Origin of the sequence: Mesorhizobium sp. WSM3879, from assembly GCF_002294915.1 — a bacterium.
GTDB lineage: Bacteria > Pseudomonadota > Alphaproteobacteria > Rhizobiales > Rhizobiaceae > Mesorhizobium.
The window spans coordinates 75,020-90,590 of sequence record NZ_NSFZ01000019.1 but is presented as its reverse complement, the minus strand read 5'-3'; the positions used below and the strand labels follow the sequence as shown (position 1 = coordinate 90,590).

Annotated in this window: 11 protein-coding genes and 4 pseudogenes; 10 read left to right on the top strand and 5 right to left on the bottom strand. The window is 61.7% G+C overall.

The window, feature by feature from the left end; genetic code table 11:
• Positions 1 to 1,078: thioesterase domain-containing protein (locus tag CK218_RS28445; RefSeq protein WP_245435228.1), on the top strand; the 1,078-nt coding region annotated here is incomplete at its 5' end.
• A gap of 544 nt (positions 1,079 to 1,622) precedes the next feature.
• Here CK218_RS28445 and CK218_RS28440 read toward each other — a convergent pair.
• Positions 1,623 to 2,077, bottom strand: a pseudogene (locus tag CK218_RS28440) (transposase); the annotation flags it as partial.
• A 110-nt stretch (positions 2,078 to 2,187) separates the two neighbouring features.
• Positions 2,188 to 3,060, bottom strand: coding sequence for an aldehyde dehydrogenase family protein (locus CK218_RS28435; protein WP_348628743.1), 873 nt, complete (start codon positions 3,058 to 3,060; stop codon positions 2,188 to 2,190).
• Positions 3,061 to 3,311: 251 nt separating this feature from the next.
• On the opposite strand from CK218_RS28435, the gene CK218_RS28430 reads away from it, so the two are divergent.
• Complete coding sequence (locus CK218_RS28430) at positions 3,312 to 3,611, top strand: hypothetical protein (protein ID WP_176477790.1); 300 nt, start codon at positions 3,312 to 3,314, stop codon at positions 3,609 to 3,611.
• Here the strand turns inward: CK218_RS28430 and CK218_RS28425 are convergent.
• Positions 3,598 to 4,314, bottom strand: a complete 717-nt coding sequence (locus CK218_RS28425; RefSeq protein WP_245435227.1) for a tyrosine-type recombinase/integrase — start codon at positions 4,312 to 4,314, stop codon at positions 3,598 to 3,600. The genes CK218_RS28430 and CK218_RS28425 overlap by 14 nt on opposite strands.
• A 124-nt stretch (positions 4,315 to 4,438) precedes the next feature.
• On the opposite strand from CK218_RS28425, the gene CK218_RS31300 reads away from it, so the two are divergent.
• Positions 4,439 to 4,984, top strand: a complete 546-nt coding sequence (locus tag CK218_RS31300) for a hypothetical protein (RefSeq protein ID WP_245435226.1) — start codon at positions 4,439 to 4,441, stop codon at positions 4,982 to 4,984.
• 709 nt (positions 4,985 to 5,693) lie between these two features.
• On the opposite strand, the pseudogene CK218_RS31295 reads toward CK218_RS31300, so the two are convergent.
• A pseudogene (locus CK218_RS31295) lies at positions 5,694 to 6,458 on the bottom strand (IS256 family transposase); the annotation flags it as partial.
• 509 nt (positions 6,459 to 6,967) lie between these two features.
• On the opposite strand from CK218_RS31295, the gene CK218_RS28410 reads away from it, so the two are divergent.
• The 4 genes and pseudogenes from CK218_RS28410 to CK218_RS28395 form a co-directional block, all read left to right on the top strand.
• Positions 6,968 to 7,480 carry a Spy/CpxP family protein refolding chaperone gene (locus CK218_RS28410; protein ID WP_095780027.1) on the top strand — a complete coding sequence of 171 codons (513 nt, stop codon included), beginning with the start codon at positions 6,968 to 6,970 and terminating at the stop codon, positions 7,478 to 7,480.
• A gap of 67 nt (positions 7,481 to 7,547) precedes the next feature.
• On the top strand, positions 7,548 to 8,240 hold the full coding sequence (locus CK218_RS28405; RefSeq protein ID WP_095780028.1) for a response regulator transcription factor: 693 nt from the start codon (positions 7,548 to 7,550) through the stop codon (positions 8,238 to 8,240).
• 3 nt (positions 8,241 to 8,243) lie between these two features.
• Positions 8,244 to 9,269 carry an ATP-binding protein gene (locus tag CK218_RS28400; protein ID WP_095780029.1) on the top strand — a complete coding sequence of 342 codons (1,026 nt, stop codon included), beginning with the start codon at positions 8,244 to 8,246 and terminating at the stop codon, positions 9,267 to 9,269.
• A gap of 9 nt (positions 9,270 to 9,278) precedes the next feature.
• Positions 9,279 to 9,964 (top strand): annotated as a pseudogene (locus CK218_RS28395) (cytochrome); the annotation flags it as partial.
• Positions 9,965 to 10,561: 597 nt separating this feature from the next.
• Here the strand turns inward: CK218_RS28395 and CK218_RS28385 are convergent.
• A pseudogene (locus CK218_RS28385) lies at positions 10,562 to 10,714 on the bottom strand (aldehyde dehydrogenase family protein); the annotation flags it as partial.
• A gap of 663 nt (positions 10,715 to 11,377) precedes the next feature.
• On the opposite strand from CK218_RS28385, the gene nifH reads away from it, so the two are divergent.
• From nifH to nifK, 3 genes are all read left to right on the top strand, one after another.
• On the top strand, positions 11,378 to 12,271 hold the full coding sequence (nifH, locus tag CK218_RS28380) for a nitrogenase iron protein (RefSeq protein WP_095829660.1): 894 nt from the start codon (positions 11,378 to 11,380) through the stop codon (positions 12,269 to 12,271).
• Positions 12,272 to 12,373: 102 nt separating this feature from the next.
• Positions 12,374 to 13,879 carry a nitrogenase molybdenum-iron protein alpha chain gene (gene nifD / locus CK218_RS28375; protein ID WP_095829651.1) on the top strand — a complete coding sequence of 502 codons (1,506 nt, stop codon included), beginning with the start codon at positions 12,374 to 12,376 and terminating at the stop codon, positions 13,877 to 13,879.
• A gap of 127 nt (positions 13,880 to 14,006) precedes the next feature.
• Positions 14,007 to 15,548 (top strand): nitrogenase molybdenum-iron protein subunit beta, encoded by a 1,542-nt coding sequence (nifK, locus tag CK218_RS28370; protein WP_095829650.1) that lies wholly within the window; start codon positions 14,007 to 14,009, stop codon positions 15,546 to 15,548.
• Positions 15,549 to 15,571 lie beyond the last annotated feature (23 nt).

Here is a 15,571-nt window from a genome sequence, read left to right as displayed (position 1 = left end):
CGAGCTTCTGGGGCTCGATCGGGTCGGCCGCCACGACCACTTCTTCGAGCTCGGCGGCCATTCGCTGCTGGCGGTGCGGCTGCTGAGTGGGGCCTCAAATCTTGGGCTGCAATTCAGCGCCAGCGATCTGTTCCGGACACCCATTCTGAAGGATCTGGCGTTGAAGCGCAATTTGGGACCACAGCCGAGCAATTCAGGAGTGATCCCCATTCGTGCGACGGGATCGCAACCGCCGCTCTTTTTTCTTCCGACGGGGAGGGGCGATTGTTCCTACGCCGTCAAGCTGGCAAGCGAAATGGACATAGACTGTCCCGTCTATGCGGTACCATGGCCGGATTTCAATGAATTGTGTTCCCCGACTCTTGAAGAAATGGCCTCGCAGGCGATCGGGGTGATGAAAGAAATCCAGCCGACGGGGCCGTATCGCCTCGCAGCGTATTCTTCAGGCGGAATATTGGCCTACGCAATTGCGTCGCACCTGTGGAGGTTAGGCGAAGCTGTCTCGTTCTTGGCCTTCATCGATGTTGCGCTACCTGCAAATGGCTCGACCATGTCATCCAACCAAATCGCCAACGAACTGGTTCTGGAAAGCCTCGAATGCTTGGACGACGAGCGCTTTGCAGAGCTCGAACGTTTCGCTGAACAAAGCTCGATCGCCCAGCTGCTCGAGAAAGCGCAGCAAATCGGAGCGATCCCGTTAAATCGTGATCTGCAAAACGATGCGGTGATTTATAAAAAAATTGCTCGGTTTCATGTAGCGCTGCAGGGGTATGAACCTCCATCCTTGCCGGTAACAATACACCAGTTTTATGCCACTGAAACTAACCTTCCCCGAAGGGAACGCGCCAAGAACTCCACAGACCAATACGCAACGTCGCCAATGCGGGGATGGGACCGGGTTTTGGATGCGTCGGCCATTCATACCGTGCCGGTTCCAGGCGGTCACGAGAGCATGGTGGCGAACCCGGGAAACTGCAAAGTTTTGGCTCAAGCCATTTCAAAGGCCTTCGGCAAATCACCGAACGGACTCCACCGCCAGACTGAGGTGGCGGACAGTTTGCAGTCAGCGCCGGAGTAGTCGCGACCCCACAACACGTCGGTCCTGGCCCAAAACTCTCCCCCGAACCGCCTCAAAGAAAGCAGGGTCGGATGGGCGCCTTCAAGTCAGGCCCCGTGGCAGCCCTCAGCCATGCTTCGTGAACGCCCGCTGCTATTTCGGCGCTGGGCAAGGCCTTTGCCCAATGACAATCCAATTTGGTTAGAAAGACTCGCTTTCTATCTTACGGGGCACCAAGCGCCTGGCCTAGCCTTCGACTGGCCGTGGCAGAAACCGAGCAAAGGCCGGTCACCGAACATGGGCAATTGAGAGCAGGAGAGACGCCAGCGGAACGGAACGTGTGCATCAAGGTCTTGGTAAGTATGAATTGGGCATCGCGCAACGGATCCGTTTGCATGTAGCTGTTGCGAAGTTGTAGCGAACGCTCGGCGACAACGACACCGCAAAACCATCTTATATTCTGGTGCTAGGTTTGACTAATATCCCGATACAGAAGGATCGTGTCCACGGACGTGGTGTAGCTGACGGCCTTGATCTCCGTGCTCTCCGGCGTGGGCCGGAATGATCAGCGCGCCACTGCCGGCAGGCTGATGAGCGGATCATCGCTCTTCTGACTGATGGTCTCAAGGGTCATGTGGCGCGCCCGCTGCACGGCCCATTCATCATTCTGTTCAAGCAGCAGGGCGCCGACGAGGCGGACAATGGCATCGTCATTGGGAAAGATGCCGACGACCTCCGTCCTCCGCTTGATCTCGCCGTTGAGCCGCTCGATCGGGTTGATCGAGTGAAGCTTGACGCGGTGCTCGTTCGGAAAGGTCATGTAGGCGAGGACATCGTGTTCGGCTTCATCCATGATGGCGGCGAGCTTCGGTACCTTCGGCCGGATCTGATCGGCAACGGCGCGCCATTGCACGCTTGCGGCCTCGGCCGTCTACTGGGCAAACGCGGTGGCGATGAAGGCCGAGACGACCCGGCGCCGCTCTTGCCGGCATGCGCCAGCACGTTGCGCATAAAATGCACGTTATGCCGACGTCGGCATAAGGTCCATTATGCCGATGTCCGGATTATGCCGACCTTGGGGGTGGATGTCGGCTTCGGAGGCGGTGATCGCTGCGATGGGGTCGGCATAATCAGAGCGCCTCGAGGAAAGCGAGAAGCTTGTCGGGCGGTCTGTAGCGTCCTGGCGCCGTGTTGGCCGGCGTGGTTTTCGCCAGGGTGCGTTCTTTAAGTTCCAGATCGGCGTGCAAGTAGATGTGGGTGGTCTCGATCTGTTCGTGGCCAAGCCACAGCGCGATCACCGAGGTGTCGACGCCGGCACGCAGCAGTCGCATTGCCGCGGTATGACGCAAGGTGTGCAGTTTGACCCTTTTCCGCTGCAGCGACGGACAGTTTCTGGCAGCGATTTCGACATACCTCGCGAGCCGGTGCTCGAGAGCGTCGCGGCTGATCATCCTGCCGGTCTGTGTAGGGAAGAGGGGATCGGCCGGCTGCCCGGCACGTTCGGCCAGCCCGACGCGCAGCACGGCGGCCATGTTGGAGGTAAGGGGTGTGATCCGCTGCTTTCGCCCCTTTCCGATACAGCTGACATGAGCGCCGGAACCGAGATGGATATCGGCGCAGTGAAGGCCGATCAGTTCGGACGCCCGCAGGCCGGTTTGGGCGGCGAGCCGAAGCAAGGCGTAGGTCGACCGCGCGGGGGCGGACAGCAATACATCGAGTTCCTCCTCCGTCAGGAACGTCACAAGCTGTCGCTCAAAACGCTTAGGCGGAATCGCGAGCACCCGTTCGATTGTCGCGGCGTACTCGGGGTAACGAAGGGCGGCGAACCGGAACAACGACCGGATTGCGGCAAGCCGCGCATTCCGGGTCCGCGCGCTCGAATCGGCGTCGTCGAAGACCAGGAACGGCGCGTTGCCGCCGAGTTCCATCGACACCTTCTTGACGGTGACGGACGACTTCTGGATCAGGATCTTGCCGACCTCGGTCGAGCCGGTGAAGGTGATCTTCTTGACCAGCGGGTTGGCGCAGATCTCGTCGCCGATCTCGCCGGCCCGCCGGTCAGGATGTTGATGACGCCTTTGTGGTGATCAGAATCGGCTCGAGCTTTGCCGCAGCTTGCCTTGTCGCGCGGCAGCTCTACACCGTCGGCCGGATTCCGATCTGCGCTCTCGCCAGCCGGGTATCCCGCGTCCTGACGGTTTGAATCCTTGGCCACGAGCACTTCCCCACTCGGCAAGGTTAGGTGGAGGCCGACGTGATCGCCGAGATAGACAACTCGGACACGCATGCGGAGATAACAATATCGCGCTTCTATGAACGTCTTTTCGCACTTGGCGCTTTCATGCGAGCGGAGCTGGACGGCATTATCGATCGCCTTGGCCTACCCGCGCAGAGCGCTGGGTTTGGCTCGGTCTGGCTGATCTATTTCCTCAGCGGTCCCTACGGAGACTACCAGGACCTGCTGCGCAACGACGATGCCTTCGATCTCGCATTCCGCAAGGAGATGATAGCGAACCGTCTGATGGGTCAGCCGCTCCCGCTCAAGCGTCTTTAGCAAACGCGTGCCGCAGGTCGTGGAGCCGTGGTCGGCAACCTGCCGAGCGGGGGGCGATGCCGACGCGACAGACGAGCTTCTGGAACGTGTTTTGAACGTTCACATAGAGCAGCCTCGTGCCGGCCGGTGAGACGAACAGGGCCGGCGTGTTCGGCGGCCGGCGGGGTCGATCGCGCCGGCGCAGATAATTGCCGAGGGCCGCAACAGTGCTCGGATGTAACGCCAAGCGGGAATTTCCGGACTTTCCGCGCCGAATGGTGAGGCCGCCGCCGACCGCATCGAAGTCGTCGCGGTCCAGGCCGATCGCTTCTCCAACCCGCATTCCGGTCACGGCCAGCAAGCCGATCAGGGTCCGGTAGGTTGCTTCCCGATGCGGCGTGCGCAAGGCCGCGGTTGCCGTCATCAAGGCGATGACGTCCTCCTGCGAATAGAGGTAGGGCGTCGCTCGGCAAGATCGCCCCGGCAGCAGATCACACGGCGGCACCTCGGTTGCCGGCTCGATCCCGCCCAGATGGGTCGCAAAGCGGCGAACGACGGAAAGTCGCGCCGACATCCAGCTTCGATCCGCGCCTGCCGGCAGCATCGCCCAAGCGAGGGCCGTCTTGGTGGTCAGGTGGTCTTCGCCTTGCGCCTCGAGATAGGTGAGGAACTGGGCAAGAAGCTTCTCGGACCGAACAAGCGTGTAGCCGAGGGCGCGACGCATGGCCAGGTAATCGGCCAGGGCCTGGCGAAGGCGCTCATGCCACCTCTCCCGGCCAAGGGCGGGCGATCGTTCGCAGGGCTTCGCGATCAACCTTGGCATAGATCGCCGTTGTCAGGGCGCGGCGATGACGCAGGACCTGCCCGACCTCCGTTCGACGCGCCGGCGCGCAACATCGCCGACGCCGCCGTATGGCGCAGGCGTGGGCGTGGATCCGGCCGAGCCCGGTGCGGCAATCGGCGGCGGCCACGATTTGCGACACGCCAGCGCTTGTGAGGGCATCGTGGGGCGCCCTGACTCGCACAAATACTGTCCGGCCCTGGGCGGTCCGGGGACGGCCGTGGCGCAGATAGGCCGCCACCGCTTCGCCGACATCGGCCGGCAAGGGAAGGTGTTCGATGCAGCTTCCTTTGCCCCGTACGAGAATCTCACCGGTCCGCCAATCCAGGTCGTCAAGCTTGAGCTTGGCGACTTCCCCCGCCCGCAAGCCGAGACGAACCAACATAGTCAGGACCGCGAAGTCGCGGCAGCCGTTCGACGTATCGCGGCCGCAGGACGTCAGCAGGCGCTGAACCTGGTCGCAATCCAGTCCCTTGGCAACCCAGCCAATCGCCGACCGGCGACCGAGGGCACGCAAGCGGCAAGAGATCGCGCGATGAGACCATCGACATGAAGGAACGTGAGCAGCGACCGCAGCGCCGTTACAGTCAGGCTTGCCGCGCCGCGGCTCAGCTGAGGGGAACGTGCCACGACAAAGGTGACGGCGTCGGTCGCGGCCAAACCCGCAAGGTCCAGGGCACGCCCGTCGGACGACAATCGATGACGCAGAAAGGGGCGCACCATCCGGGCATAGACATCGGCGGTCGCTACCCCCAACCGCGCTCAATCGCCAGATAGCGTTGGTATCGTTCCAGCAGCTGATCTGCCGGATCGTCGGGTGCACGGGGCGACGGCAGCACCACGCCGCGAGACTGCAAATAGGCCAACAGGGGCTGCAATGCTTTGATCGAGCGGAGTTGCGGGCCAGCGGCACGACGGGTACGGACAAACCGATCGACCTCGCTCGCACCCAGTCCCTCCACGTCCATGCCTTCCAATGCGAGCCAGCGGCTCAATCGCGCCCAGCCGCATCTGCTCGCGAGCGGAAAGCAGCGTATAGCCTTGTCGGGCGAGTTCGCCGGCAAACCCAGCCGCAAACGGGGCAAGCGGGCCCTGGACGCGAACGCGAACCGGATCGATTGACATGAAAGCATCCCCTTCTTTGGAAACAAGAAGAAGAGTTTGCACGATCCGTCAGACCGCCGGTGATTATGCCGACCCCATAGCAGCGATCGCCGCCTCCGAAGCCGACATCCACCCCCAAGGTCGGCATAATCCGGACATCGGCCATAATGTACGTAACAGCGCTGCCAGACTGCCTTGGGCAGGACTTCGCGGATCGCCGCCCTGAGCCCCGGATGGTCGTCGGAGACGACGAACTCGACGCCGGCGAGCCCGCGCTGCTTGAGCCCTGCCACGAACGCGCGCCAGCTCGAATGGCTTTCCCGGTTGGCCAGATCGACACCGAGCACCTGGCGCCGGCCCTCCCAGTCGACCTCGATCGCCACCAGCACCGCCTGGCTGGCGATCACGCCGGCTTCGCGCGCCCGCTCATAGCGCGCATCCAGAATGAGGTACGGGTAAGGTTCGGCAGGCCGCTGCTCAAAGGACGCCTTCAGGGCTTCATCCAGCCGCGCCGTCGCCTGGCTTACCGTCGAGGCCGAGAAGGAATGGCCGCACAGCTCCTCGGTGATCGCCTTCACCTTCCGGGTCGACACGCCTTGCACGTACATCTCGACCAGCGCCGACACCAATGCCTTCTCCGAGCGCTAATAACGCTCAAACAACTCCGTCGAGAACCGGCCGGCCGGATCCTGCGGAACCCGGAGCTCCAGCACGCCAACCCGCGTCACAAGCTTGCGTTCGTAATAGCCGGACCGTTAACCAACCCGCTTCGTCGTCCGCTCGCCTACCCCGATCGCCTCCGTCATCTCGGCTACCAAAGCCTCCTGCACGACAGTCTGCAATACCTTGCGAAAGCCGTCCTCATCTGACAACAGCAACGCTTTCAACTCGCCTCTGCTCAGTCTAATTTCTCGATTGGTCATGGCACTTACCCTTCCACGGGAATCGGTGATCGCAACGTCACCAGCGTGCCATGGCCGCCTCGCCTCAGGGCAAGGGCTGGTCTCTCTCCAGAACTTTTTGCAGAACCTTCAGGACACTATCTGTCTGAGCTTAATCCGGTCGACCCGCCCTGGGACGTGATCCGTGTATCCGTGGTGTGGGAGGGTCGGCGCGGCGAGGCGTCCCCCTATCCCGATCAACGGCCCCAAACGTAGCCGCTCAAAGACGCATCATTGGAACGTCTGCTCGTCGCGCATCCTTCCTGTTCCCAGACCGTAGAGATTGATCCTCACGGCTCATCGATCAGATCGAGCTCAAGACCCAGGGTTTCAGGTAGGGTGGAGAACCTTCCGCGGCACTCCCGCGCTTCCCGCCGCAATATCGCCTTGCCGGCTTCACACAACTTTACATTCGCCCGCAACAGCCGAAACATTGGGCTCTCAGATTGGCCCAGTCGCGGCAGAGATGCCGCAGTAGCGAAAGGACCATCATGACGTACGATCACGACACCACGCAGAAGAAGGGCTGGGGCAAGCGCATCGCCATAGGCGGCATTGCGATAGTAGCGCTTGCCGCCGTCGGCGTCACTGGCGCGCTCAGCCAGGATTGCGGGCGCATGCAGCGCTTCGGCATGGACGGGGGCCACGGCGGACCCGACATGCACATGCAGGCCAACTTCAGCTACGAAATTGGGTTGAGGCATCACTTAGAGTGCATGCTCGATGATATCGACATCACACCCGAGCAGGAAGACAAGTTGGAGGCGATCATGGACAAGCTCGATCACGATGTCCGCCCGATCATACGCGGCTTCCACCACGCGCAAGACGATTTCGCCAAGCTGCTCGGCGCCGCAACCCTCGACCGCGAGGCGGCGGAGGAGCTGCGCGCTGAGCGCGTCGCGGCGGTCGACGAGGCCTCGCGCAAGCTGACGACGGCGCTGCTCGACGCAGCCGCGGTGCTGACGGCCGAGCAGCGGGCGGAGCTGTTCGAACTCTTCTAGGATCGCAGCCACCGACGCTGGTAAGCTCTGTACCGGCACAGGTTCGAATCGGAGCAGACAAACGAGCATGGCGGACCAGGTTCTCATCATCGACGACGATAAGCGCCTGTCCGCCATGGTCGCGGAATATCTGACGGGCAACGGTCTTCGTGTGGTAACGGCGGATACGGCGGGCGCAGGCCTTGCCGAGATCGCGCGGCTGTCGCCCGATGCCGTGGTTCTCGATGTCATGCTGCCTGACATGGACGGCTTCGAGGCGCTCAAGCGCATCCGCGCGAAGTCCGACGTGCCGGTTCTGATGCTGACGGCGCGAGGCGGCGAAACCGACCGCATCGTGGGGCTGGAAATAGGCGCCGACGATTATCTGTCGAAGCCGTCCAATTCGCGGGAGTTGCTGGCGCGGTTGAAGGCCATCCTGCGCCGCCGTAACGCCGGCGCGAACACCTCGCCGCGCATCATGCGCTTCGGACGGCTGGAAATCGACCCTGCCTCGCGTTCGGCCCGCGTCGAGGGGCGCGACTGCCCGATGACCAGCTATCAGTTCGATCTCTTGGTGGCGTTCGCCGAAAGTCCCGGGCGCACGCTGTCGCGCGAGCAGCTCATGGACATTGTCAAGGGCGAAGCGTTTGACCGGTCGATTGACGTGCATGTCTCGCGCATCCGCGCCGCGATCGAGACAGATCCGAAAGATCCTCGCCGCATCATTACGGTACGCGGCGTAGGCTATGTCTTTGCCCGTTGCCAGGACGATGACAGATAAGCCATGCGCAACAGCCTTTTCGTCAAGATCTATCTCACCGTGCTCATCAGCCTCGCTGCAGTGACGATCGCCAGCGCGATCTTCGTAGAGGTGGGCCAGGAACTCGAAAGTGCCGCGTTCGGCCCGGCAGGCTTTTTCGCGCTGATCGCCGCGGTGATAGGGCTTGTCGCCTTTCCAGTCGTGCGTCATCTCACACGCCGCCTTGAGGCATTGCGCAAGGGCGCGGATCGCTGGGGCGCAGGCGCTCTCGACACGCGCGTCGCCGTGCGCGGTAGTGACGAGGTGGCGGCGGTGGCGGCGAGCTTCAACCGCGCCGCCGAGCAGATCGAGCGGCTGCTTGCCGCGCATAGCTCGCTGCTTGCCAATGCCAGCCACGAGTTGCGCTCGCCGCTTGCGCGGCTGCGCGTGGCGATCGACCTCATCGCCAACGAACAAAGCGGCCCGATGCGCGATGAGATCGTGCGCAACCTCGCCGAACTCGATGCGCTGGTGGAGGAAATCTTGCTTGCCAGCCGGCTCGACCACATCGAGAAGCTGGAGCAGGTAGAGCCGGTGGATCTACTGGCGCTAACGGCCGAAAAAGGCGCACGCTTCGGCGTCGACGTCTCAGGCGAACCTGGCGTCGTCGTGGGAGACCCGAAGCTGCTCATGCGGCTAGTTCGCAATCTCATGCAGAACGCGCAGAGACATGGCCGCCCGCCGGTTAGCGCGCATGTGGGGATCGAAGGCGGTTCGGTGGTGCTCAAGGTGTGCGATCACGGGCCGGGCCTGCCGGAAGGAACCGGTGAGCGTGTCTTCGAGCCCTTCTTCCGGCCACAGGGCAGCAGCGAGACGGCCGGCGGCTGGGGCCTCGGCCTGTCGCTGGTGCGTAAGATCGCATTGCGTCACGGCGCAACCGTGCACCACGAATCGCCCTCCGGCGCCGGCGCCTGCTTTGTCGTCACCTTTCCGGCGTATCTTGATATGGCGGGCGCATATCCTTGTGAAAGTGGCCGGTCAGCTTCCGCCCTTCCGTCGCTTAGAGAGTGAAGTGCCACCATGCCCGAACACCCCTTGCCGACGCTGCGATGTGGCGCGTCGATCACATCGAGCCCTCGCCCGAGATGTTGGCGTTACGCACCAACGGTCCGATCCACCGCGTGCGCTTCCCGTCCGGGCACGAAGGCTGGTGGGTGACAGGCTACGACGAGGCCAAGGCGGCGCTGTCCGACGCGGCGTTCCGGCCCGCGGGAATGCCGCCGGCGGCATTCACCCCGGATTCGGTGATTCTCGGTTCGCCGGGGTGGCTGGTCTCGCACGAGGGGGGCGAGCACGATCGGTTACGTACGATCGTGGCGCCGGCCTTCAGCAACCGCAGGGTGAAGCTGCTCGCGCAACAGGTCGAGGCGATCGCCGCGGAGTTGTTCGACACGTTAGCTGTCCAGCCCCAGCCCGCCGACCTGAGGCGCCACTTCTCCTTTCCGCTTCCGGCCATGGTCATCAGTGCACTGATTGGCGTGCTCTATGAGGATCACGCCTTTTTCGCCGGGCTGTCCGACGAGGTGACGACGCACCAGCATGAAAGCGGTCCGCGCAGCGCGTCTCGCCTGGCCTGGGAAGAACTGCGCGCCTACATTCGCTGCAAGATGTGGGACAAGCGCCAGGATCCGGGCGACAACCTGCTGACGGATCTGCTCTCGGCGGTCGACCAGGGCAAGGCGATCGAGGAAGAGGTGATCGGCCTGGTTGCCGGGGGCGCACACCAACAACAACACGTGAGCTGGCGCGCCCCGTCTGGGTAAGGGAGAGCGGCGAGAGCCCATGGCCTGCAAAGAAGCGATCAAGGATTGCAATCGTGGACCCAAGCTGCCCGGCCGCATCCGGAGCGCAGCCTTCAATATCAGCTCGCCTTGGAACCGGCCTTGCAGGAATTGGCTGAGCGCGCTGCGGAATCTGGCTGGGACCGAGGACGAGATAGCGTACGCGCTCCTCGAACTCCCCGGCCCACCTCACTGAATGCCAGCGACAATTTTGAACGAAGGATGGCCCAAGCTGCCGTCGCGGGTACGCTCCGCGATAGGCAATGTCGACGTAAACGACAGGGCTACACAATCGCGCACCGAGATGGGCGTTTCCGCAGCAGTGCCTTGGCGAACGGCGCATCGGGCGGACGATGATGTCTAGCGCGGCTGAAAGCTGGGTGGCCGTTTTCCAGCTCCAGCTGTAACGACGTTGCGGGAGCGGATCAGCTCATCGCCGCGCACCGGTGTGGATTATGTCGCCGATGACGGCCTGCGACAACGCCCGAAGCTTCCGCCTCAATGACAGCAAAGCCGGCGACGCTAGAGACCAAGTCCGCCGATGCAGACATATTTGGTGTCGAGATAGTCCTCGATGCCTTGATGTCCGCCTTCCTTGCCGAGGCCCGATTCCTTGACGCCGCCGAACGGCGCCTCAGGCGTGGTGATGAGGCCTTCATTGACCCAGACCATGCCGCGCCTTCTCGGCCATGCGCCGCGGCTTCGCCGCTCGCTCGCTCCAGCGCTGTTGAGGGCGCGCTCGCGAGCGGCTTCGTAACCGCCGAGCTACACCACGCGGGGGGCACGACCTACAGAAGGTGCTCCAGCAAACTCCCTGGGAAGGCGATAAGGCTTTTATCGCCACGCGACTGCCACCTTCAGATGTCCGATCGGATCGGCAGCAGGCGTTAGCGTGTCTTTATGTCGTAGCCGAGCCGATTCGGTATGACAGGTGAACGCATGCCGGCCTATTCGACAAAGATCCTGCCAAAACTCGGTTGGGGCTGGCCGACGCGACGGCGCTGGACTTTGCAACTGGCGCGTCGCCTAAGAAAACGCCTGCCGGTGGCTTGGCAGATGGGGTGGTTGCCTTCCTCCCTTACGGTTCAATAGCGGTCGCGAGTAACGCCATCGACAGCTCCTGTCGCCTTTGTCGGGCCTGCGACATAAGTTTATTTAGCCAATTTAATATTTTCGCCAAATGTTAAATAGCTGAAAAGCAATCATAAAATTTCTTTTTCGATCCAGCCGGACAAATTGGCACGAGTTTTGAGACGATCTGTGCGAGGCGCCGGATTCTGCCGACCGGACTTCAAGTCGCGGGTAGCCGCTATGGATGGAAAGAAGGAAGGAAGCAACATGTCAGGTCTGCGTCAGATCGCATTCTACGGAAAGGGAGGCATCGGCAAGTCCACCACCTCTCAAAATACGCTCGCTGCCCTGGTCGACCTCGGACAGAAGATCCTCATCGTCGGCTGCGACCCCAAAGCCGACTCTACCCGCCTGATCCTGAACGCAAAGGCGCAGGACACGGTTCTGCATCTCGCCGCCGAGGAAGGTTCTGTGGAGGACCTCGAACTCGAGGACGTGCTCAAGATCGGCTACAAAGACATCAAGTGCGTGGAGTCCGGCGGGCCTGAGCCGGGTGTCGGCTGCGCCGGCCGCGGCGTCATCACCTCGATCAACTTCCTTGAGGAGAACGGCGCCTATGACAATGTCGACTATGTCTCCTACGACGTGCTGGGCGACGTGGTGTGCGGCGGCTTCGCAATGCCGATCCGGGAAAACAAGGCTCAGGAAATCTACATCGTCATGTCGGGCGAGATGATGGCGCTCTATGCCGCCAACAACATCGCCAAGGGTATCCTAAAATACGCCCATTCGGGCGGCGTGCGGCTCGGCGGGCTGATCTGCAACGAGCGCCAGACCGACCGCGAGCTCGACCTCTCCGAAGCGCTGGCCGCCAGGCTCAATTCCAAGCTCATCCATTTCGTGCCGCGCGACAACATCGTCCAGCACGCCGAACTGAGGAAGATGACGGTAATCCAGTACGCGCCGGACTCCAAACAGGCAGGGGAGTACCGCGCGTTGGCCGAGAAGATCCATCTCAATTCGGGCCAGGGCACCATCCCGACCCCAATCACCATGGAGGAGCTCGAGGACATGCTGCTCGACTTCGGCATCATGAAGAGCGACGAGCAAATGCTTGCCGAGCTTCAGGCCAAGGAAGCGAAACTGTCCGTCGTTCAGTAACCCCGCTACCAACAGGGGCGCCGACCATGACCTGGCGCCCCTTTCTGCGAAACAAGGCCTCGTTGGCGAGGCGTTACCCGAACCTTGAAAGGGGCAGGTCCCATGGGCCTCGACTATGAGAATGACGGCGCCTTGCATGCGAAGCTTATCGAAGACGTGCTGTCGCAATATCCAGACAAGGCGGCGAAGCGTCGCAAGAAGCACCTCGGTGTCGCAATGAGCAAGGACGAGGCCTCAGCGGAGGACAAGGGCCTTTCCGAATGCGACGTCAAATCGAACATCAAATCCATTCCGGGCGTGATGACAATTCGGGGCTGCGCCTATGCCGGCTCCAAGGGCGTGGTGTGGGGTCCGGTCAAGGATATGGTCCACGTCTCGCACGGGCCGGTCGGCTGTGGGCAATATTCCTGGTCGCAACGCCGCAACTATTATGTCGGCACGACCGGCATCGACACGTTCGTGACAATGCAGTTCACCTCCGACTTCCAGGAGAAGGACATCGTCTTCGGCGGCGACAAGAAGCTGGAAAAGATCATCGACGAGATCGAGGACCTGTTTCCGCTCAATGGCGGCATCTCGGTGCAGTCCGAATGCCCGATCGGCCTGATCGGGGACGATATCGAGGCAGTGTCGCGCAAGAAGGCCAAAGAGCACGAGAAGACGATTGTACCGGTGCGCTGCGAAGGTTTCCGCGGCGTTTCACAATCGCTCGGCCACCACATTGCAAATGATGCGATCCGCGATTGGGTCTTCGGCAAGGAAGATGTCGAGTTCGAGTCCGGCCCATACGACGTCAACGTCGTCGGCGACTACAACATTGGCGGCGATGCCTGGGCGTCGCGTATCCTGCTCGAGGAGATTGGCCTTCGGGTGGTCGGCAACTGGTCGGGCGACGCCACGCTCGCCGAGATAGAGCGCGCGCCCAAGGCCAAGCTCAATTTGATCCACTGCTACCGGTCGATGAACTACATCTGCCGGCACATGGAGGAAAAGTACGGGATCGCCTGGATGGAATATAACTTCTTCGGCCCCTCCCAGATCGAAACTTCTCTGCGCAACATCGCCAAGCATTTCGGCCCGGAAATCGAGAAGAAGACCGAAAAGGTCATCGCCAAGTACCGGCCCTTGGTCGATGCCGTCATCGCCAAGTACCGACCGCGCCTGGAAGGCAGGACGGTGATGCTTTATGTCGGCGGCTTGCGCCCACGCCACGTCATCACTGCTTACGAGGACCTCGGCATGGTGATCGTTGGTACCGGCTACGAATTCGCCCACAACGACGACTATCAGCGCACCGGCCATTACGTGAAAAATGGCACGCTCGTCTATGACGACGTCACCGGTTACGAGCTGGAGAAGTTCATCGAAGGCATCCGCCCTGATCTCGTTGGCTCCGGTATCAAGGAGAAGTACCCGGTCCAGAAGATGGGCATCCCGTTCCGCCAGATGCACTCTTGGGACTATTCCGGCCCGTATCACGGCTATGACGGCTTCGCCATTTTCGCCCGCGACATGGATCTCGCCATCAACAACCCGGTCTGGGACCTCTACCGCGCGCCGTGGAAGAAGATGAAGGACGCGCCGCCGACGGCGCTCGCCGCCGAATGAGGACTGGCCTCCCTGCCAGGCAGGGAGGCCGATAAATGCTTGGGGCGCGCTCGATCCGAGGCAGGCCCTTAACGTCTTGATGTCCCTGTGCTGCCGCTTGGCGCAGCCAGATGGAAAGGTGACCACCATGCCGCAATCGGCCGAAAAAGTTCTCGACCACGCCCCCCTGTTCCGCGAGCCGGAATACAAACATATGCTTGCCGAGAAGAAACTGAATTTCGAATGTCCGCACCCTGATCAGATCGTCGCGGATCAACGCGAATTGACCAAGACTTGGGAATACCGCGAAAAGAACCTCGCTCGCGAGGCGCTTGTCATAAACCCCGCCAAGGCATGCCAGCCGCTCGGCGCGGTATTCGCGGCCGCGGGGTTCGAGCGGACCATGTCTTTCGTCCACGGTAGCCAGGGCTGCGTTGCCTACTACCGCTCGCATCTGTCGCGACATTTCAAGGAGCCGTCGTCAGCGGTTTCCTCCTCGATGACCGAGGACGCGGCCGTGTTTGGCGGCCTAAAGAACATGGTTGACGGGCTCGCCAATACCTACAAGCTCTACGACCCCAAGATGATCGCCGTCTCGACCACCTGCATGGCTGAAGTCATTGGCGACGACCTGCGCAGCTTCATCGAGAACGCCAAAAACGAAGGCTCGGTCCCGGGCGACTTCGACGTGCCTTTCGCTCATACGCCTGCCTTCGTCGGCAGCCATGTCGATGGCTATGACGGCATGGTCAAGGGTGTGCTGGAGCATTTCTGGAAGGGCAGCGAGCGCTCCCAAATAGATGGCACCATCAACATCATTCCAGGCTTCGACGGATTCTGCGTCGGAAACAACCGGGAACTCAAGCGCCTCCTCGACCTGATGGGTATCACCTATACCTTCATTCAAGACGCTTCCGACCAGTTCGACACACCGTCGGACGGCGAATACCGCATGTATGACGGCGGCACAAAGATCGCAGACGTGAAAGGGGCACTCAACGCGGAGGCGACGCTGTCGCTGCAGCATTACAACACCCGAAAGACGCTGGAATATTGCGGCGAGGTCGGGCAGGCGACGGCGTCCTTCCGCTATCCACTAGGTGTCAAGGCGACCGACGAGTTACTGATGAAGGTCTCGGCGATTTCCGGCAAGCAGATTCCCGAGACCATCCGGATGGAGCGCGGCCGACTGGTTGACGCGATGGCCGACAGCCAGTCATGGCTGCACGGTAAGAAGTACGCAATCTATGGGGATCCGGACTTCGTCTACGCCATGGCCCGCTTCGTCATGGAGACCGGCGGCGAGCCGACACATTGCCTCGCGACCAACGGCACATCGGCCTGGGAGGCCGAGATGAAGGAATTGCTTGCATCCTCGCCCTTCGGCCAGGATGCGCAGGTCTGGGCGGGCAAGGATCTCTGGGCAATGCGCTCGCTGCTCTATACAGAGCCGGTGGACCTGCTGATCGGCAATTCCTACGGCAAGTATCTGGAGCGCGATACCGGCACGCCGCTGATCCGGCTGACGTTTCCAATCTTCGATCGGCACCATCACCATCGCTTTGCGCTCATGGGCTACCAGGGCGGTTTACGCGTGCTGACGACGATCCTCGACAAGATATTCGACAAGCTCGATCGCGAGACGAGCGAGACTGGCGTGACGGATTATTCCTATGACCTCACCCGCTAAGAGCCGGTGCCGGCTTTCCGCCG

Coding starts and splice junctions, on each gene's coding strand:
- CK218_RS28425 (WP_245435227.1), bottom strand. CDS start 4,314: ATGCGTCGCGCCCTCGGCTACACGCTTGTTCGGTCCGAGAAGCTTCTT.
- CK218_RS31300 (WP_245435226.1), top strand. CDS start 4,439: ATGACGCAGGACCTGCCCGACCTCCGTTCGACGCGCCGGCGCGCAACA.
- CK218_RS28410 (WP_095780027.1), top strand. CDS start 6,968: ATGACGTACGATCACGACACCACGCAGAAGAAGGGCTGGGGCAAGCGC.
- CK218_RS28405 (WP_095780028.1), top strand. CDS start 7,548: ATGGCGGACCAGGTTCTCATCATCGACGACGATAAGCGCCTGTCCGCC.
- CK218_RS28400 (WP_095780029.1), top strand. CDS start 8,244: ATGCGCAACAGCCTTTTCGTCAAGATCTATCTCACCGTGCTCATCAGC.
- nifH (WP_095829660.1), top strand. CDS start 11,378: ATGTCAGGTCTGCGTCAGATCGCATTCTACGGAAAGGGAGGCATCGGC.
- nifD (WP_095829651.1), top strand. CDS start 12,374: ATGGGCCTCGACTATGAGAATGACGGCGCCTTGCATGCGAAGCTTATC.
- nifK (WP_095829650.1), top strand. CDS start 14,007: ATGCCGCAATCGGCCGAAAAAGTTCTCGACCACGCCCCCCTGTTCCGC.